The organism is Aquabacterium sp. OR-4, from assembly GCF_025290835.2.
Lineage (GTDB): Bacteria > Pseudomonadota > Gammaproteobacteria > Burkholderiales > Burkholderiaceae_C > Pseudaquabacterium.
Genome location: NZ_JAOCQD020000002.1, coordinates 2,233,160 through 2,251,152 on the forward strand (window position 1 = coordinate 2,233,160; position 17,993 = coordinate 2,251,152).

Consider the following 17,993-nt stretch of genomic DNA (forward strand, 5'->3'; position numbering starts at 1 on the left):
CAGCGGCCTGCGCCGGCGCTGGCGCTGGCGCCGCCGTATGCTCGGGCCTTTGCACGCGGCACCGGCCGGCCGCTGGCGGCCCTTGCCCCAGACCCAGACCCAGACCCATTCAAGCCCATGGACAACGTCGATCTCAATGTGCTGCGCCAGATCACCCAGTGGCTGGCCGCCGGCCACCGCGTGGTGCTGGGCACCATCACCCGCACCTGGGGCTCGGCGCCGCGGCCACCGGGCTCCACGGTGGCGGTGCGCGATGACGGGCTGATCGCCGGCAGCGTCTCGGGCGGCTGCATCGAGGACGACCTGATCGACAAGGCGCGCGGCGGCGTGCTGGCCGCGGGCGTGCCGCAGGTCATCCGCTACGGCATCGATGCCGACGCCGCGCACCGCTTCGGCCTGCCCTGCGGCGGCCTGATCGAGCTGGTGCTCGAGCCGGTGCTGCCGCGCACCCGGCTGGACGAGCTGCTGCAGCGCCTGGCCGACGGCCAGCGCGTGCGCCGCGTGCTCAGCCTGGCCAGCGGCGAGGTGAGCCTGCAGCCGCCCACCGACACCGACGAGCTCGAACTTTCCGACGCCACGCTCACCACCCACCACGGCCCGCACTGGCGGCTGCTGCTGATCGGTGCCGGGCAGATGACCCAGTACCTGGCGCAGATGGGCACCGCGCTGGGCTACCAGGTGATCGTGTGCGACCCGCGTGAAGAATATGCCGAGGGCTTTGCGATCGACGGCGCCACGCTGCTGCGCACGATGCCCGACGACACCGTGCGCGAGCTGCGCGTGGATGGCCACACCGCCGTCATCGCCCTCACCCACGACCCCAAGCTGGACGACCTGGCACTGATGGAGGCCCTCACCAGCGAGGCCTTCTACGTGGGCGCCATCGGCTCGCGCGCCAACCAGGCCAAGCGGCGCGAGCGGCTGATGGAGCACTTCGGCATCAGCGCCGCCCAGCTCGACCGCCTGCACGGCCCGGTGGGCCTGAAAAACGGCGCGCGCACGCCGCCCGAGATCGCGGTGAGCATCCTGGCCGAGGTCACGGCCGTGCGTTACGGCTTTCGCGTGCCCGAGCCGGTGGCCGTCAAGGCCCAGGCCGGCGTGGAGGCCGGTTGTGTGAGCTGAGCCCTCTCAAGGTGTGAAGGAACCGTCGCGAGCGGGCTCAGGGTGGTTCGAGCAACGCAGCCGTACGGCCGTACGGCGAGTCGCGCAGGGCCGCCATGGGCCCGCGCAGCAGGTTCATTCACACCTTGTCAGCCCGCCGCCACCGGCGGCATCACGATCGCCGCCGCCAGCGGCAGCAGCTCGCCCAGCGGCTCGCCGCTGGCGATCAGCACTGCGCGGCCCTGGGGTGCGCGGGCCAGCGCGGCCAGGCTCTCGAACAGCTGATCCACCGATCCCGCGTCGAGCCCGGCGGTGGGTTCGTCCAGCAGCGTGAGCGGGCAGCGCGCCGCCAGCGCCGCCGCCAGCCACAGCTTGTGCCGCGTGCCGGTGGACAGTGCCAGCAAGGGCTTGCCCAGATGCTCTGCCAGCCCAAAGCCCTGGACATGGCGCATGAACAAGGCCTCGTCCCAGCCGGCGTGGCGCGCGCGCAGCGTGGCCAGCAGCGCCGGTGCGGGCGTGGCCTCGTCGCGCCCGGCGCGGTGATCGAAGGCGAACACCTGCGCGGTCCAGACGGCCGATCCCGGCGCGGCCTGGCAGCCGGCCAGCGTGATGCGGCCGCGCTGCGCCGCCAGCGTGCCGGCCAGCAGGGCCAGCAGCGTGCTCTTGCCGCTGCCCATCTCGCCCCCCAGCGCCGTGAGGCCGGCGGGCAGCCGGGCGCTGAAGCCGCGCAGCAGCGGCGGCTGGCCGGGGTAGGCAAACTGCAGGTCGCTGGCCTGCAGCACGGGGGTGGCGTCGAGCTGGGGGGCGGTGGCCGGGGTCATGCGCGCATTCTGGCTGCGCGCCAAGGCCCGGCACGGGCCCGGGCCGGCACTACAGTGCAGCACCCCGCTGAACGCCACGCATGAGCTCCGACGACTACCAGATCCACATCCCGCCCTCGTTCGAGGCCGTGTACCGCGACGCGCGCGGCCGCCTGAGCGTGCCGCTGAGCGCGTTTCGCGCCCGCTACGAGCTGTGCGAGGACATGGCGCAACTGCTGGTCGAGCGCAGCCAGGAGGTGCATCACGGCCAGGGCGTCAGCGAGGACATCGTGCTGCAGCGCACCGAGGACGGCCTGGCCAGCGAGGGCGCGGGCTTTGGCGCCGCCGAGGCGCGCTGGGTGGTCACCCGCCTGGCCGAGCTGCTGGACTGGCCCTGGGTGCACCGGCCGGCGCCGGACGAATCGGCCGAAGACCACGACGAACCGCGCCGTGATCGGCGGGACTGAACGGGCCCCCCACGTCGCTGCGCTCGTGCCCCCCACGGGGGCGCTCAGTCCCTTGGGGCGGCCCGGCGGGACTGAACAGGCCCCCCACGTCGCTGCGCTCGTGCCCCCCACGGGGGCGCTCAGTCCCTTGGGGCGGCCCGGCGGGACTGAACAGGCCCCCCACGTCGCTGCGCTCGTGCCCCCCACGGGGGCGCTCAGTCCCTTGGGGCGGCCCGGCGGGACTGACTGGCCCGCTGGGGCAGCCCTGATGGCTTAGCATGCGCCCATCCCTTGACCATCCCTTTGCGGGAGCCCTTGCCATGATGCAGCCCCAGCTCGCCACCAAGAACGACAAGACCGCCGACGCCGAGCGCCCCGGCGGTGACCGCCTGGAAGACCAGCTCAGCTTCAAGGGCCGCTTCGTGCTGGTGTTTGGCGAGATCAACGACAAGCTGGCGCAGGCCACCTGCCGCCGCCTGCTGGCGCTGGCCGCCGACAGCGACGCGCCGATCACCATGCTGATCAGCAGCCCCGGCGGCCATGTGGAATCGGGCGACGCCATCCACGACATGATCCGCTTCGTGAAGGCCCCGGTCACCACCGTGGGCACCGGCTGGGTGGCCAGCGCCGGCGTGCACATCTTCCTGTCGCCGCCGGCCGAGCGCCGCCTGTGCCTGCCCAACACCCGCTTCATGATCCACCAGCCGGCCGGCGGCGCGGGTGGCCAGGCCAGCGACATCGCCATCCAGGCGCGCGAGATCCTGCGCACCCGCGAGCGCATCGCCAAGGTCATCGCCACCCAGACCGGCAAGCCGCTGGACACCGTGACCGCCGACATGGAACGCGACTTCTGGATGAGCGCCGACGAGGCGATCAGCTACGGCATCGTGTCGCGCAAGATCGAGCGCCAGGATCAGCTCTGACCTCGAGCACCCGGCCCCGCTGCTGCGCGGGGCCATCCGCCGAGCGGGTGGCGGGCCGGCCTGGAAGCGACCCGGCGCTCGGCCCGCTGGCGCCTATCCAGGGCGCTTGAATGCCTGGCGCGCGGCATCCGCCCGCGCGCGGGTGACGCAGCCCTCGGCATGGTCGTTCACCAGGCCCATGGCCTGCATGAAGGCATAGACCGTGGTCGGGCCCACAAAGGCCCAGCCGCGCTGCTTCAGCGCCTTGCTCAGCGCCACCGATTCAGGTGACGTGGCCGCGCCCACATCGGGCGAGGGCCGCTCGGCCGGCGGCCGGTGGCGCCACACGAAGGCCGCCAGCGAGCCCTCCTGCGCCACCAGTTCCAGCGCGCGCTGCGCGTTATTGATCACCGCCGCTATCTTGCCGCGGTGCCGCACGATGCCGGCATCGGCCAGCAGGCGCGCCACATCGCCCTCATCGAAGCGCGCCACGCGGGCCATCTCGAAGTTGGCAAAGGCCGCACGGAAGTTCTCGCGCTTGTCGAGGATGGTGCGCCAGCTCAGGCCCGACTGAAACGCCTCCAGGCTCAGCTTCTCGAACAACCGCCGGTCATCGGCCACCGGAAAGCCCCATTCGCTGTCGTGATAGGCCAGGTACTCGGGCGTGGCCAGGCACCAGCGGCAACGCGGCTGGCCGTCGGGGGCGGGCAAGGCGGAGGTCATCGCCGGATTGTCGTGCCGGCCCGTGGGCCCGGCACCTGAAAGCTTCTGCACAGCCGGGTGAACACGCTGGCGATGGTGCGGCGGGCGGGCAGGCCCTAGCGTCGTGCCTGTCTTGTCTGGTGGAGCCCGCATGCCGGCCGTTGAACTGATCAGCAACCTCCTGTGCCCCTACTCGCAACGCATCGCCATCCAGTTGATGGCCAAGGGCCTGGCCTTCGAACGCGTGTTCATCGACCTGGCGGCCAAGCCCGACTGGTTTGTGGCAGCCGCGCCGCTGGGCAAGGTGCCGCTGCTGCGCGTGGCGGGGCACAGCCTGTTCGAAACCTCGGTGATCTGCGACTACGTGGAGGACCAATGGCCCGAGCAGCCGATGCTGGCCGCGGCACCACTGGCCCGCGCCCGGCAACGGGCCTGGACGGCCGTGGCCTCGGCCATGCTGGCGGACGTGTTCGCGTTCTACAGCGCGCCCGACGCGGCAGGGTTCGACCGCGCCGGCCGCGAACTGGCCGCGCGCTTCAATGCGCTGGAGCGGCAACTGGCGCTGGGCCGCGGGCCGTTCTTCGATGACGCCGGCTTCGGCCTGGTGGATGCGGCCTTCGCACCGGTGTTCACCCTGTTCGACAGCTTTGACCGCATTGCCGATTTCGGCGTGATGAACCACTTGCCGCGGGTGGCGGACTACCGCGCAGCCCTGGCCGGCCAGGCCAGCGTGCAGCAGGCCGCGCTGCCGGCCTATGGCCATTGTTTCGAGCACTACCTGGCCAGCCGTTCGTCGCACCTGGCCCGGCGGATGGCGGCCGTGCGCTGAGCGCAGCCCCTCAGGCCAGGCCTGCCAGCCGCGGCGCGGCCTGCTGCAGCTGCTCGGCCAGCGCGTCGGTGGCGCGGCGGATGCGCGGCAGGCGCGCCTGGTCTGCATGCACCAGCAGCCACAGCGGCTGTGCCAGCTCGCACAGCGGCTCGCCGACGCGCACCAGCTCCGGCAGCGCCGCGCCCACAAAGCAGGGCAGCACGCCGCAGCCGATGCCCTGGCGCACGGCCTGGGCGGCGCCCAGCAGGGTGTTGGCGCGCAGCCGCAGCCGGTGCTCGGGCACATGCCGCGCCAACCACGCGCCCGGCCCGCTGCAGGCCAGCGCCGCATCAAAGCCGACCCACGGCAGCCCGGCCCATGCAGCGGGTGCCGCGGCCTCGGGCGCCAGCGCCCGGCTGGCGTATACCGCCATGGCCACCGTGCCCACCCGCCGGCCGCGCAAGGTGTCGGGGGGCTGATCGGTGACGCGCAAGGCGATGTCGGCAGCGCGCTGCGCCAGCGACAGCACCTGGTTCGAGACCAGCAGGTCGATCGTCAGGCCGGCATGCCGCTGGCACAGCGCGGCCAGCAGTGGCGGCAGCAGGTACTCGGCCACGGCATCGGGCGCGGTCAGCCGCACCGGCCCGTGGCTGCCGGTGTCGCGGCCGGCAATGCGCCGCTCCAGGTCGCCGATGGCCTCGCGCAGTGGCAGCGCCAATCGGCGCATTTCTTCGCCCGCATCGGTGGGCCGCAGGCGGTTGGGCGTGCGCTCGAACAGTCGTGTGCCCAGACGCCGCTCGATGGTTTGCAGGCGCCGCGACAAGGTGGGATGGCTGATGCCCAGCTGCGCCGCGGCGCCGGACAAGGTGCCAATTTCGCAGATCGCCAGCGTCAGCCGCAGGTCGTCCCATTGCAGCGCGGCGCGTGGGTCTGGCGCGGCTGGCACGGCTGGCACGGCTGGCGGTTGGCGCGATCGGGAGGCCGGCATGGCCGGCAGTATGCCCAAGCGCTCAGCCACCCCCACGCTGCATGTAGAGGTCGAAGTAGCGCATGAAAGCCTGGCGTTCGGCCTCGGGCGTGGCGGCGGCAAAGCGGTAGTGGATGGCCATGCGAGGCATGCGCATCAGCGCGATCTGGCGGGGCGGCAGGGCTTGCCAGTCAATGTGCAGCGGGCCGCCGGGCAGGTCGATGCGAGCCTGGCCGGGCGCGCTCAGGTGCCAGGGGTGGTGGCGCACGGCGCCAGGCAGCCAGCCCAGCCATTCGGCCTCGGTGCAGCCCTGCTCGCGCGTGAACTCGGCCAGGTAGTGCGCTTGCATGCAGGGCGCTGGCGGATCAGTGGGCTGGCGGATCAGGGGGCTGGTTTGTCAGCCGCCGGCCACCGGCGGCCAGATGGCCAGCACGTCGCCGTCCACCAGCGCGCGCGTGGCGCGCTCCTCGGGCGGGATGTAGACGCCGTTGATCAGCACCAGGTGCACCAGCTTCATCGGCAGGCCGTAGGGCTCGATCAGCTGCGCGATGGTGCTGCCCTCCGGCACCTGGTCGAGCGCCAGCACATTGCCCTGGCGGCGCTCGGCGGGCAGGTACTCGGACAGGCTGGCGTAGAGCTTGAAGGTGATGTTCATTGGGGCGGCAGGGCCAGCGCTCGGGGGGAGACGGTTGCAGAAGCCGGATCGGGCCGCGAGGCGGCCCGATCCGGCCATCACTTGGCGTGGGCGGGGATCACTTGGCGTGGGCGGGGTCTTGCTGGGCCTGGGCGCTGGCCAGGTAGGCGGGCATCAGCTGCGTGGGGTCTTGCAGCAGGCGCTGCTTCCATTCGGGCGTCAGGCGCACCTCGCCTTCCACCAGGCCGCGCATCACGCCCACATGCTCGGTGAAGCCGATGGCGTTGCAGCCGACCAGGCGGTCGTCCTTGAACTGCAGGCTGATGTGGCGGCCGCCGCCCGAGGCCTGGCGGTCGGTGAGCTCCACGTGCTCGCCGCCGGACACGCCCTGCCAGTTGCCGAAGCTGCAGGAGATGAGGCCCAGGGTGTCGAGCACGTTGATCTGCGTGACGCCCTTCAGCTCGGCCCGCTGTTCGCCGCTGGGGCCCACCATGTTCAGCGCCGCCACGCGCGCCTGCTCGGCGGCATTGGGCTGGATGGCGCTGACGATGGTGGTGCCGCTGACCTTGTCGAAGGCCTCGGCACAGTCGCCCGCGGCGTAGATGCCGGGCACATTGGTCTGCAGATGCTCATCGGTCAGCACGCCCACCAGGCAGCGGATGCCCGAGTGCTCGAGAAAACCGATGTTGGGCCGCACGCCGGTGGCGCTGATCACCAGATCGGCCTCGAGGCGCTGGCCGGTGGACAGGCGCACGGTCATGGGCGCGCCGGCCGCGGCCGGGCTGGCCGCGGGTGCCGGTGCGGGTACTGGTGCGGGTGCGGGCGCGGGTGCCAGGCCCACGGCCTGGGCCAGGCGGCTCAGCAGGCCGGGCTGGGGGGCAGGGGCGGGGGCGGGGGCGGCAGCCAGCGCTGCGGCCGGCTCATGGCCGGGCAGCGGCCGTTCGATGGCCTCGACCCGCGCGCCGGTGTAGACGGTGACGCCCTTGTGCTCGCACCAGTCCTTGATCATGCCGCCGGCCGTGGGGCCCATCATGCGCGGCACCATGCGGTCGCCCATCTCCACCACGCTGAGCTTCACGCCGCGCATGGCCAGGGCTTCCATGATGATGCAGCCGATGAAGCCGGCGCCCATCTGCAGCACACGCGCGCCGGGCTGGGCCAGTGCGGCAATGGCGCGGGCGTCCTTCAGCGTCCAGCAGGTGTGCACGCCGGGGCCGTGGATGCCGGGCACCGGCGGGCTGGCCGGGCTGGAGCCGGTGGCGATCAGCAGCTTGTCGAACGACTCGCTGCTGCCGTCGCTGAGCGTCACGCGGCGCGCCGCGGTGTCCACCGCGGTGGCCTTGACGCCGCGACGCAGCGTGATGCGCAGGTCTTGGTAGTGGCGCGCACCGTGGCGCAGGTGCGTGCCGTCTTCGCCCACCTTGCCGATCAGCAGGTAGGGAATGGCCATGCGCGAGTACGGCGTCTCGGGCTCGTCGCCGATGACGACGATCTCGTCGTGCGCAGCATGCTTGCGGATGGTTTCGGCGGCAATGATGCCGGCCGGTCCGGCGCCCAGGATCACGTGTTTCATGGCGAATGCTCTCCAACGAAAAAGGGCGCGGGGCAGGCCCGCGCCCTGTTTGTACGGCCTCAGCGATCGATCAGAGACCCAGGCGCTCGCGCGTCTCGGCCTTGACCGTGCCGTCCGCGTTCCAGCCGCGTGCGGCGTAGTACTTGGGCAGCATCTCGGGCAGCTTGCTGGTCAGGCCCTTGGCCGGGCCGGTCTTGGCGGCTTCGTTGAGCAGGCGCGGCGGCAGCGTGTCGTCGGCCGCGGTAAAGCCGGCGGCGTTGTTGAACTCGCGCTCCATGTTCCAGATGCGCTCGCCGATCTTGGCCAGGTTCTCGAGCGTGAACTCGGGGCCGCAGGCGGCAGCCACCTGCGGCGCCACGTCGGCCAGGCCCCAGGCGAAGCTGGTGAAGATGCAGATGCCGGCCGAGTCGAAGGCGGCGGTGGCATCCTGGAAGGCGATCACCAGCTCGGGCTTGCCTTCGGCGGTGAGCGGGTCGGTCTTGACCGGGATGCCCAGCACCTCGGAGGCCACGGTGTAGCTGCGCAGGTGGCAGGCGCCGCGGTTGCTGGTGGCATAGGTGAGGCCCATGCCCTGGATGCCGCGCGAATCGTAGGCCGGGAACTCCTGGCCCTTGACGCTCATGCTCAGCTCGGGGTGGCCGTACTTCTTGCACAGGCGGGCCGAGCCCTGGCCGATCTCCTTGCCGAAGCCTTCGCCGCGGGCGGTCATCTCGGCCAGCTGGCACAGCGCCTGGGCGCTGCCGAACGGCGCCTCGATGCCCAGCATCTCCTTGGTGATGACGCCCATCTCGTAGAGCTCCATCACCGCACCGATGGTGGCGCCGAAGGAGATCGGGTCGAAGCCCTGCTCGTTGCACAGCAGGTTGGCGTACTGCAGCGCCTCGAGGTCGTTCACGCCGTTGGCGGCGCCGAGGGCCCAAGCCGCTTCGTACTCGAGGCCGCCCGAGGCGCCCCAGTACTGCGGCTTGTTCTGCACCGAGAAGTGGGTCTGGTCCATCTTGCTGATGCGGCCGCAGGCGATGGTGCAGCCGAAGCAGGCCTGGTTGGTGACCAGGTGCTTCTTGCCATCGGTGGCGCGCGGCGTGGCCATGGCCTCGGCCGAGATGTCCTTGGCGCCTTCGAACTGGATGTCGCGGTGGTTGCGCGTGGGCAGCGCGCCGATCTCGTTGATGACGTTCATCAGCACCTGGGTGCCGTAGGTCGGCAGGCCCTGGCCGGTGACGGCGTTGTCGGCCAGGATCTTCTTCTTTTCGAAGGTGACCTGCATGAACTCCTTGGGGTTGGCCACGTTGCCCACACCCTTGGTGCCGCGCGCGGCAATGGCCTTGAGGTTCTTGCTGCCCATCACGGCGCCCACGCCCGAGCGGCCGGCGGCGCGGTGCAGGTCGTTCACCACCGCCGCGTACAGCACCTGGTTCTCACCGGCCAGGCCGATGCTGGACACGCGGGTCAGCGGGTCTTGGTGCTGCTTCTTGATGATGGCCTCGGTTTCCCACACGCTCTTGCCCCACAGGTGGGCGGCGTCGCGCAGTTCGACCTTGTCGTCCTCGATGGCCAGGTACACCGGCTTGGGGCTCGCGCCCTCGAAGATCACCATGTCCCAGCCGGCCATCTTGAGCTCGGCGCCGAAGTAGCCGCCCGAGTTGGAGCAGGCGATGGCGCCGGTGAGCGGGCCCTTGGTGACCACGGTGTAGCGGCCGCCGGTGGAGGCCATGGTGCCGGTGAGCGGGCCGGTGGCCCAGATCAGGCGGTTTTCAGGCGACAGCGGATCGACCTTGGGATCGATCTCGTTGATCAGGTACTTGCTCGCCAGCCCGCGCGAGCCGAGGTAGGCGCGCGCCCACTCCATGTTCAGCGGTTCGCTGGCCACGGTGCCGGTGGTGAGGTTGACGCGGAGGATTTTTCCAGCCCAGGACATGTCGGTTCTCCTTCGCTCAGGCCGTGGTCTGGTTGCCGAGCTTTTCAGCCCAGGCTTGCATCTTGTTGATGCCGGTCCAGTTGGCGTCGATGTAGGTGATGGCGCCGGTGGGGCAGGCCGTGGCGCAGGCGGGGTCACCGCCGCACAGGTCGCACTTCTGCACTTTGCCGGTTTCCTGCACGTAGTTCACGGTGCCGAACGGGCAGCTGATGGTGCAGACCTTGCAGCCCACGCAGGTGGTTTCGTTCACCACCTTGGCGCCGGTGGCCTTGTCGACCGTGATCGCCTCCACCGGGCAGGCGTGCAGGCACCAGGCCTCGTCGCACTGGGTGCAGGTGTAGGGCACCTTGCGGCCGGTGTGGTGGAAGTCGAACACCTTGATGCGCGACTTGGCCGTGGCGTAGGTGCCGTAGTTCTCGAACGAGCAGGCCATCTCGCATTGCAGACACCCGGTGCACTTGTCCGGGTTGATGTGCAGGCTCTTCTGCATGGTGTTCTCTTCTCCGCAGTGGGTCTTCGAAGGGTTGGCCGTGCAGCGTGCAAGCCTATGCACCGACGGGCCTATGCAATGATCTGCATACGGGACAGCGGCGAGAACCTAGGCTTAACCCTCAAAACGTCGCGGTTTTACAAAGGCCTGTTCCAGGCTGTGACGTTTGGCCCCAGGCAGCCGGATGGCGTTGCGAACGCCTCGTATTCACCCAGCAGGCGCGGCACCAAAACCACCGCGCCGGGGCCTCACGCGGGTGCCTCTCATTTCGGGGACACCCTCTCAGCGCCAGGGCAGTTCGGCGTGCAGAAACTGCACCGCCTCGGGCGGCAGGCCGTCGCCATCGGCGCGAAAGAACTCGGCCACCGGCCGGTCGGCCAGCAGGCGGCCACGGTCGAGAAACAGCACCCGCTCGGCCAGGCGCTTGACCTGGCCCAGGTTGTGGCTGCTCATCACCAGCGCCATGCCGCTGCGGCCGAAATCCTCGATCAGCTGCTCGACCTCGCGCTTGGCCGTGGGGTCGAGGCTGGCGGTGGGCTCGTCGAGAAACAGGATGTCGGGCTGCACCGCCCAGGCCCGGGCCAGCGCCAGGCGCTGCTGCTGGCCACCCGACAGCGCGCGCGCCGGTTGATCGGCCAGGGGCTGCAGGCCTACGCGGGCCAGCGCGTCGGCGCAGCGCGCCGCCCGCTCCGGGCCCGGCACGCCGGCCAGCCACAGCGCCAGCGCCAGGTTGCGGCGCACCGACAGATGCAGCAGAAATGGCCGCTGGAACAGCATCGCGGTGATCGGCTTGCGGGGCCGGGCGCCTGCCGCGGCATCGCCGGCGCGGGCGATTGGCGAGAGCAGGCGCTCACCTCGGCTGGGTGCCTGCAGGCCGTTGAGCAGGCGCAGCAGCGTGGTCTTGCCGGCGCCGTTGGCGCCCACCAAGGCCAGGCGCTCACCGCGCCGGATGGCCAGCGACAGGCCGCTCAGCGCCAGCGTGGCACCGAACTGCACCGTGGCCTCGTGCAGCGCGATCAGCACCGGCTGACCGGCCCGCGCGCTGCGGGCGGCCGGGCTGTCGGGTACGGCCGCGGTGGCCACGGTGGCGCCGTCCAGCGGCAGCGGCGGGTGGATGCGGCCGGCCGTCATGCCGCACCTGCGCCGGCCAGCCCGGCCGCGGTGCCACCACGCCGGCTCAGGCCCGCCGCCAGGTTCAGCACCGCCACCACGCCCAGCAGCACCAGGCCCAGCGCCAGCGCCAGTGGCAGATCGCCCTTGCTGGTTTCAAGCGCGATGGCGGTGGTCATCACCCGGGTCACGCCGTGGATGTTGCCGCCGACGATCATCACCGCGCCCACTTCGGCGATGGCGCGGCCAAAGGCGGTGAGCAGCACCGTGGCCACCGCGCGGCGCTCGTGCAGCAGCAGCAGCAGTGCGCTGAGCAGGCGGCCGGCGCCCATGGCCTGCAGCTCGTCGCCGCCCTCGCGCAGCGCATCGGCCACCAGCTGGCGCGACAGCGCGGCAATCAGCGGCACCACCAGGATGGTCTGCGCCAGCACCATGGCCGCCGGCGTGAACAGGATGCCCCAGCTGCCCAGCGGCCCTGAACGCGACAGCAGCAGATAGACCACCAGGCCCACCACCACCGAGGGCAGGGCCAGCAGCGTGTTCAGCACGCCCACCACCAGGCCGTGGCCCGGAAACCGCGCCACCGCCAGCCAGCCGCCCAGCAGCAGGCCCAGGCCGGCGCCCAGCGCCACCGCCGTGGCGCTGACGCGCAGCGACAAGGCCACAACCTGCCACAGCGCCGCGTCGCCCGCGGTGATCAGCGCCAGCGCCAGCTGCACGCTCTCGGCCATCGATCCCATCGACTGTTCGCTCTTTTGCTTGATCCGGTTGCTGCGCGCCGCCGCCAGCGCCGTGGCGGCAATGACGGCGACGGGGCGCGATTTTCGTCGCCACGCCCGATGGCCGCGATATGCACCGATGTGCATAGTCCGCCACGCAGCGCCCATCCGGCATCATGGGCCCCCTGCCTGTACCCCTGCACCGGACGGACGCCGCGATGCTCGAACTGCACTACTACCCCAGCAATGCCAGCCTGGCGCCGCACCTGGTGCTGCTGGAGCTCGGCCTGCCGTTCACCAAGGTGCTGGTCGACCGCACGGTGCAGGCGCACAAGGCGCCCGACTACCTGGCGCTGAACCCCAACGGCCTGATCCCGGTGCTGCGCGATGGCGAGCTGGTGCTGTTCGAGGCCGCGGCGATCTGCCTGCACCTGGCCGACCGGCCCGGCGCACCCGACACGGCGCCGCCGCTGATGCCGCCGCCGGGCACGGCCGCGCGCGCGCAGGCCACCAAGTGGCTGGTCTGGCTGACCAACACGCTGCAGGCCAACCTGATCGTCTACTTCTACCCCGAGCGCCTGGTGGACGAGGGCAACACCGAGGGCGCGGCGCAGGTCAAGGCCCATGCCCAGGCCATGGTGGGCCGGCAGCTGGACATCCTGGTGGCCGAGTTCGAGCGCCACGGCGGTCCCTGGCTGCTGGGCGGGCAGCACAGCCTGTGCGACGCCTATGCCTTCATGCTGTGCCGCTGGACGCGCGGCTTCAGCGGGCCGGCCTCGGCGCCGGCGCGCGAGCGGCCGGTGCTGGCGGCCTGGCTGCAGCGCATGCTGGCGCGCCCGGCCGTGCAGCGTTTGATCGCCGACGAAGGCCTGCTGCCGCCGCTGGTGTGAAATCTGCGCCATGACCGTGCTGCCCGACACCGCGCGCCTGCGCGCCCACCTCGACCGCCTGAACCAGGGCCTGCTGGAACGCGAGACGGCCGTGCGCCTGGCCCTGCTGGCGGCGCTGGCTGGCGAGCATGTGCTGCTGATCGGCCCGCCCGGCACGGCCAAGAGCGAGCTGGCGCGGCGCCTGCACCGGGCCTTTGCCGGTGCGCGCTATTTCGAGCGCCTGCTGACCCGCTTTTCGACGCCCGAGGAGCTGTTCGGCCCCTTGTCGCTGCAGGCGCTGGAGGCCGACCGCTACGAGCGCCTGGTCGATGGCTACCTGCCCACCGCCGGCATCGCCTTCCTCGACGAGGTGTTCAAGGCCAACTCGGCCATCCTCAACGCGCTGCTGACCCTGCTCAACGAGCGCCAGTTCGACAACGGTGCGCAGCGCCTGGCGGTGCCGCTGGTGTGCGTGATCGCGGCCAGCAACGAACCGCCGGCCGACGAGTCGCTGCAGGCCTTTCATGACCGATTTCTGCTGCGCGTGCCGGTGGCCCCGGTCAGCGATGCCGGCTTTGCCGCGCTGCTGCAGCTCAGCGATGCACCCGCGCCCGATGCGGCCGCCGCGCCGCCGCCCATCACCGAGCATGAGCGCACGGCCGTGCGCCGCGCCGCGGCTGGCGTGGCGCTGGGCGACGAGGCGCTGACCGCGCTGGCCGCCTTGCGTGCCCAGGCCGTGGCGCTGGCGCTGCCGGTGTCTGACCGGCGCTGGCGCCAGCTGCTGGGCCTGATGCGCTGCGCCGCCGCCACCGAGGGCCGCAGCACGCTCGACGCCATCGACCTGTGGCTGGTGCCCTACGTGGTGGCACACGATGCCGACAGCGTGCCGCGCCTGCAGCAGTGGGTGGACGACCACCTGCTGCAGCTGCCGCCGCCGCCCGCTGCGCAGGACGGCCCGCTGCCCTGGCTGGGCCATGCGGTCACCGCCTTCGAGAAACAGCTCGAGATCGAGCAGCGCATGCCCGCCGACGGCGAAGACGACGCCGCCGGCAAGCTGGCCCTGGCGCGCGCGCTGGGCGGACACGACGGTGGCGACGGCATGCAGCGCATCGTCTCGGCCACGCTCGAGGCCAAGCTGGCGCGGCGCTGGAGCCCCGTGCACCTGGCCGCGCGCCTGGCCCAGGTGGATGCGCTGCGCCAGCAGGTGCAGGCGGCCCGGGCCACGCTGCAGGCCGCGCGCCAGGCCCTGGCCGCACGCCTGGCCGGCCGGCTGTGGCTGCCGCCCGGCCTGGCCGCGCACTGGCTGGGCCGCCACGGCGCCCACCTCGACGCCCTGGCCGCCTGCGCCGCGCGGCTGGACAACACCCACGCCGGCTTTGCCGCCCAGCCGCAGGACGACAGCCTGCCGGCCACGCCGCCCGAGCCGGTGGATCTGCCGCCCGCGCCCGCGCTGGCATGAACCCGGCGCAGCGCGCGGCGGTGGCCGAGGCCCTGGCGGCCGCGGACGGCCCCGCCACGCCCGGCCCACCGGCCGCCGACTGCGAGGCGCCGTTCGACCGCCTGGCCGCCCTGCCGCGCACGCTGTGGCTGCCCACCCTGACCACCAGCGCCGGCCACAGCGCCCAGCGCCTGGCCGACGTGGCCACCTGGCGCACCGCGCTGCTGGCCGGCACGATGCCACCGCCCGAGGCCCACTTTGGCGATGCCGCCGCCGCCGCGCCGCTGCGCCAGGCGGTGGGTGAGCTGGGTCTGGCCGCACTGGCCCGCGGCGCCGAACCGCTGGCCGAACAGGTGCTGCGCACCCTGCTGTGGCATCTGGACCGCATCGCTGACCTGCAGCCGCGCCTGAGCCGCGCCGAGGCCATCGCCCGCGTGGCGCAAGACTTCCACGCGGCCTGGACGCTCGAGCGCGCCGGCTGGGAAGAACTGCTCACGCTGCTGCAGGGCCTGGGCGATCTGGCCCGCCTGCGCTGGGATCAGATGACCGGCCTGCTGGCCCGGCGCGAGTGGCAGGAGGCGCTGCGCATTGCCGAAACGCTCCAGCAGCTGCCCGAGCTGGCCGCACTGATCCGCCGCCTGGGCCGCGCCGAGCGTGCGCCGCTGCCGCAACCCCCACCGCCCTCGCCGCCGCCCACGCCCAGCGAGCGCGCGCGCCGGCTGCTGGGCCTGCGCGTGGTGCACACCACCCTGCCCGACGCGCCGGGCGAGCTGCGCGGCATCCGCCACACCGGGCGCATTGCGCAGATGCTGCCGGCCGAGGCGGCGATGCTGCGCCACCCGGTGCTGCGCAAGCTGTGGCATGCCCGTTTTGCCGAGGCCCGTCTGCTGGGCTACGACAGCCAGGCCCAGCTGCACGACCTGCGGCCCGACCCCACCCAGCGCCCGCGCGCCGACCGCGCACCGCCGCAGCCCGAGCCGCTGCAGCGCGGCCCGATCATCCTGTGCCTGGACACCTCGGGCTCGATGCACGGCGCGCCCGAGGCCATTGCCAAGGCCGTGGCGCTGCAGGCGCTGCGCACCGCCTACGCCGAGCGCCGGGCCTGCGTGGTCATCGCCTTCGGCGGCCCGGGCGAGCTGCTCGAACGCGAGCTGGCCCACACCCCGGCCGGCCTGGCCGCGTTGATGGATTTGATGGGCCAGGGCTTCGACGGCGGCACCGATGTGCAGGCCCCGATCGAGCGCGCCATCGCGCGGGTGCACCAGGCGGCCTGGGCCAGCGCCGACCTGCTGATCGTCAGCGACGGCGAGTTCGGCTGCACGCCGGCCACGCTGGCACGGCTGGACGAGGCCCGCGCCGCGCTGGGCCTGCGCGTGCAGGGCGTGCTGGTGGGCGACCGCGAGACACTGGGCCTGATGGAAGTGGCCGACGACATCTTCTGGGTGCGCGACTGGCGCCGCCACGGCCCGGCGGACGCCACCCGCGGCGGCGGCACCGCCTTCAGCCCGGTGCACAGCAAGAGCCTGACCGCGCTGTACTTTCCCAACGCGCTGTCGGCACGGGCGGCGCGGCACCGGCCGGGTTGAGGCCGGCCGGCGCGCGTTGTAGTGAGCGCTGGGTCAGGGCACCCGGATCGCCGATCGGATCTCCACCTCGTTGGCAGCGTTGATGACGCGCAATCCGCCCACGTTGGTGGCCGGAGCAGTCTCAATGGCGGCCAGCACGGCATCGGTACCGCTGGTCAACAGCAACTGCCCGAATACCGCATAGCCATTGAGCTGGCCCAGAGCCGCGTTGAAGTTAAGAGCAGCGTTGTCGGCCAGGTTCACGAAGAACTGGCTGGTGGCCGAGTCAGGCACGCTGGTGCGCGCCATTGCCACGGTGTAGCGGTTGTTGGGCAGGCCGTTGGCGCTTTCCAGGGCAATGGCGGCTTGCGTGGCGGTTTTGACGACCATGCCAGAGGTGTAGCCACCGCCCTGGATCACGAACCCAGGCTCGGCGCGGTGGAACAAGGTGCCGTTGTAGAAGCCGGCGTCGACATACGCCAGGAAGTTGGCAACCGTCACCGGGGCCTGTGCAGGGAACAGTTCCAACACCAGTTCGCCCTGGTTGGTCTGCATACACACGGTGGCCCTTTGCGGACTGCCCGCAGCCAGAGCAAGGCCATCGGCACTGCACTTGGCCACGTTCACCGGCACTTGCACGCTGGCCGAGGCGCCCGCGTTGTCTTGAACTGTCAGCGTAGCCGTGTAGCTGCCCGCACTGGCATAGATATGGCTGTCAGTGCTGCCGGTCTGACCATCACCATAGTTCCAGCTTCGGCTGGCAATGTTGCCGTCTGGGTCTGCCGTACCGGCGGTGTCGAAGCGTGTGGTGGCCTGCAGCACGGCTTCGCCCGCTACCTTGGCTGCCGCCACCGGCGGCTGGTTGGTCTGGGCCGGGGTGGCAGAACCGCCACCGCCGCCACAACCCGCCAACAGCAACATGCTCAGTGCCACCGGCAGGGGAGAGGCGCGCCAACTGGGCCAGCCTTCGGCCAGCAAAGCACCTTTGGCTATGGCAGCAAGGGCAGCCATGGGTCAAGCGTGCCCTGCCGCGCGACGGCGCCAGTGCATCGCCGCGCCGGCCATCAGCAGCAGCGTTGCCAGCATCGAGGGTTCGGGCACGGTGGTGCCGCCCGCAACACGCGTATTGCCTGTGGCCACCTGGCTGAAGTTGGCATCCAGATATTCGTAGGGCAGCGCACCCGGCGCGCCCTGGCCCAGCCAGCTGAACACCACGCTGAAGGTCAACGGTGCCGTCAGGTCAGCCAAGAGCGTGGCCGTCACCATGCCATCGACGGGCAGGCCGGTGTCGGGCTGCACATCCAGCAAGGACAGATCAGCACCGCCTCCGCTGGACACCAGATCGGCAAAGCGGCTGGGCGTGAACAGCAGGCTCACCGATTCGAAGGCGCTGGCGGAGCCTTCGATGCGCAAGTCATAGCGCCAGGTGTCGCTGCCAGGCACCACATCCGCCTCGTCGGTGAGCGAGTGGTAGACCACGGGCGCGGCCGTGGCCAGCCCTGAAGCGCACAGGCTGGCCGCCATCAGCGCGGCGCGGGTGATCGAGCGCAGGTTGAACATGGAACGTCCTTTCTCGATGGGTGACACAAGGTAGTTGAAAGTGCTGAACCGCGGAAGACCCGGATCAGGGTTGCCCGGTGTTGAACTCGGCACTGGTGCCGCCTGGGGTGCGCACGCGCAGCGTGGCGCGGGAGACGCCTACGGGGCCTGAAGCAGCAAGCCGCGTGCTGCTGTTGTACGTGTCTGGCCCATAGGCCCGACTGTAGTCCGCCATTTCCGCGCTGATGAACAGCACCTCGGTTTGGCCCTCTGCGAATCCGTCCCCAGTCAACGTGAAGCCGCTTCCTCCGTCTGGTGTGAAAGCGGATACGCGCGGCACGATCTGGAGGGTGATGCCTGAGCGGTCGCGCTCCAGGCGGACGGTGCCGGTGGAGGCGGTGGGGGGCACGAC

20 protein-coding genes are annotated in these 17,993 nt (G+C 71.5%); 7 read left to right on the top strand and 13 right to left on the bottom strand.

The features are described from left to right. Window positions 1–117 precede the first annotated feature (117 nt). Window positions 118–1,122 (top strand): XdhC family protein, encoded by a 1,005-nt coding sequence (locus N4G63_RS21965; protein WP_260786771.1) that lies wholly within the window; start codon window positions 118–120, stop codon window positions 1,120–1,122. A gap of 128 nt (window positions 1,123–1,250) precedes the next feature. Here N4G63_RS21965 and N4G63_RS21970 read toward each other — a convergent pair whose 3' ends face one another. Continuing rightward, window positions 1,251–1,922: an ABC transporter ATP-binding protein gene (locus N4G63_RS21970; RefSeq protein WP_314600203.1), complete on the bottom strand. Its 672-nt coding sequence runs from the start codon at window positions 1,920–1,922 to the stop codon at window positions 1,251–1,253. A gap of 80 nt (window positions 1,923–2,002) precedes the next feature. Between N4G63_RS21970 and N4G63_RS21975 the strand changes: the two genes are divergently transcribed. Both N4G63_RS21975 and N4G63_RS21980 read left to right on the top strand, forming a co-directional pair. After that, a complete protein-coding gene (locus N4G63_RS21975; RefSeq protein WP_260786769.1) occupies window positions 2,003–2,368 on the top strand; it encodes a hypothetical protein in 366 nt (121 codons plus the stop codon). A gap of 299 nt (window positions 2,369–2,667) precedes the next feature. Continuing rightward, on the top strand, window positions 2,668–3,270 hold the full coding sequence (locus N4G63_RS21980; RefSeq protein WP_260786768.1) for an ATP-dependent Clp protease proteolytic subunit: 603 nt from the start codon (window positions 2,668–2,670) through the stop codon (window positions 3,268–3,270). A gap of 93 nt (window positions 3,271–3,363) precedes the next feature. On the opposite strand, the gene N4G63_RS21985 is transcribed toward N4G63_RS21980, so the two are convergent. After that, on the bottom strand, window positions 3,364–3,972 hold the full coding sequence (locus N4G63_RS21985) for a DNA-3-methyladenine glycosylase I (RefSeq protein ID WP_260786767.1): 609 nt from the start codon (window positions 3,970–3,972) through the stop codon (window positions 3,364–3,366). A 130-nt stretch (window positions 3,973–4,102) separates the two neighbouring features. Here N4G63_RS21985 and N4G63_RS21990 point away from each other — a divergent pair, with 130 nt between their 5' ends. Then, window positions 4,103–4,780, top strand: a complete 678-nt coding sequence (locus tag N4G63_RS21990; protein ID WP_260786766.1) for a glutathione S-transferase family protein — start codon at window positions 4,103–4,105, stop codon at window positions 4,778–4,780. Between the two features lie 10 nt (window positions 4,781–4,790). Here the strand turns inward: N4G63_RS21990 and N4G63_RS21995 are convergent, their stop codons facing one another. The 8 genes from N4G63_RS21995 to N4G63_RS22030 all read right to left on the bottom strand — a co-directional run bounded on the left by N4G63_RS21995 (window position 4,791) and on the right by N4G63_RS22030 (window position 12,191). Continuing rightward, window positions 4,791–5,705 (bottom strand): LysR family transcriptional regulator, encoded by a 915-nt coding sequence (locus tag N4G63_RS21995; protein WP_260786765.1) that lies wholly within the window; start codon window positions 5,703–5,705, stop codon window positions 4,791–4,793. Window positions 5,706–5,769: 64 nt separating this feature from the next. Next, entirely contained in the window at window positions 5,770–6,075 is a 306-nt protein-coding gene (locus N4G63_RS22000) for a hypothetical protein (RefSeq protein ID WP_260786764.1), read from the bottom strand. Between the two features lie 48 nt (window positions 6,076–6,123). After that, entirely contained in the window at window positions 6,124–6,381 is a 258-nt protein-coding gene (thiS, locus tag N4G63_RS22005; RefSeq protein ID WP_260786763.1) for a sulfur carrier protein ThiS, read from the bottom strand. Window positions 6,382–6,478: 97 nt separating this feature from the next. Beyond that, window positions 6,479–7,933, bottom strand: coding sequence for an NAD(P)/FAD-dependent oxidoreductase (locus N4G63_RS22010; protein ID WP_314600204.1), 1,455 nt, complete (start codon window positions 7,931–7,933; stop codon window positions 6,479–6,481). Between the two features lie 70 nt (window positions 7,934–8,003). Next, window positions 8,004–9,851 carry an aldehyde ferredoxin oxidoreductase family protein gene (locus N4G63_RS22015; protein ID WP_260786761.1) on the bottom strand — a complete coding sequence of 616 codons (1,848 nt, stop codon included), beginning with the start codon at window positions 9,849–9,851 and terminating at the stop codon, window positions 8,004–8,006. Window positions 9,852–9,867: 16 nt separating this feature from the next. Continuing rightward, window positions 9,868–10,341, bottom strand: a complete 474-nt coding sequence (locus tag N4G63_RS22020) for a 4Fe-4S dicluster domain-containing protein (RefSeq protein WP_260786760.1) — start codon at window positions 10,339–10,341, stop codon at window positions 9,868–9,870. Window positions 10,342–10,623: 282 nt separating this feature from the next. Further along, entirely contained in the window at window positions 10,624–11,472 is an 849-nt protein-coding gene (locus N4G63_RS22025; RefSeq protein WP_260786759.1) for an ABC transporter ATP-binding protein, read from the bottom strand. Then, a complete protein-coding gene (locus N4G63_RS22030) occupies window positions 11,469–12,191 on the bottom strand; it encodes an ABC transporter permease (protein WP_260786757.1) in 723 nt (240 codons plus the stop codon). Before N4G63_RS22030 ends, N4G63_RS22025 begins: the two co-directional genes overlap by 4 nt. 197 nt (window positions 12,192–12,388) lie before the next feature. Here N4G63_RS22030 and N4G63_RS22035 point away from each other — a divergent pair, with 197 nt between their 5' ends. Genes N4G63_RS22035 through N4G63_RS22045 form a run of 3 tightly spaced genes read left to right on the top strand, consistent with a single transcriptional unit; the run spans window position 12,389 to window position 16,063 of the window. Next, window positions 12,389–13,060 (top strand): glutathione S-transferase family protein, encoded by a 672-nt coding sequence (locus N4G63_RS22035; RefSeq protein WP_314600205.1) that lies wholly within the window; start codon window positions 12,389–12,391, stop codon window positions 13,058–13,060. 10 nt (window positions 13,061–13,070) lie between these two features. Then, window positions 13,071–14,498, top strand: a complete 1,428-nt coding sequence (locus N4G63_RS22040) for an AAA family ATPase (RefSeq protein ID WP_314600206.1) — start codon at window positions 13,071–13,073, stop codon at window positions 14,496–14,498. Continuing rightward, entirely contained in the window at window positions 14,495–16,063 is a 1,569-nt protein-coding gene (locus tag N4G63_RS22045; RefSeq protein WP_260786756.1) for a VWA domain-containing protein, read from the top strand. The genes N4G63_RS22040 and N4G63_RS22045 overlap by 4 nt, the downstream gene beginning before the upstream one ends. Window positions 16,064–16,096: 33 nt before the next feature. Here N4G63_RS22045 and N4G63_RS22050 read toward each other — a convergent pair whose 3' ends face one another. From N4G63_RS22050 to N4G63_RS22060, 3 genes are all read right to left on the bottom strand, one after another. Then, complete coding sequence (locus tag N4G63_RS22050) at window positions 16,097–17,053, bottom strand: peptidylprolyl isomerase (RefSeq protein WP_314600207.1); 957 nt, start codon at window positions 17,051–17,053, stop codon at window positions 16,097–16,099. 3 nt (window positions 17,054–17,056) lie between these two features. Beyond that, window positions 17,057–17,602 carry a PEP-CTERM sorting domain-containing protein gene (locus N4G63_RS22055; RefSeq protein ID WP_260786753.1) on the bottom strand — a complete coding sequence of 182 codons (546 nt, stop codon included), beginning with the start codon at window positions 17,600–17,602 and terminating at the stop codon, window positions 17,057–17,059. A 64-nt stretch (window positions 17,603–17,666) separates the two neighbouring features. Beyond that, window positions 17,667–17,993, bottom strand: a 327-nt coding sequence (locus N4G63_RS22060) for a hypothetical protein (protein WP_314600208.1), incomplete at its 5' end; no start/stop codon positions are given.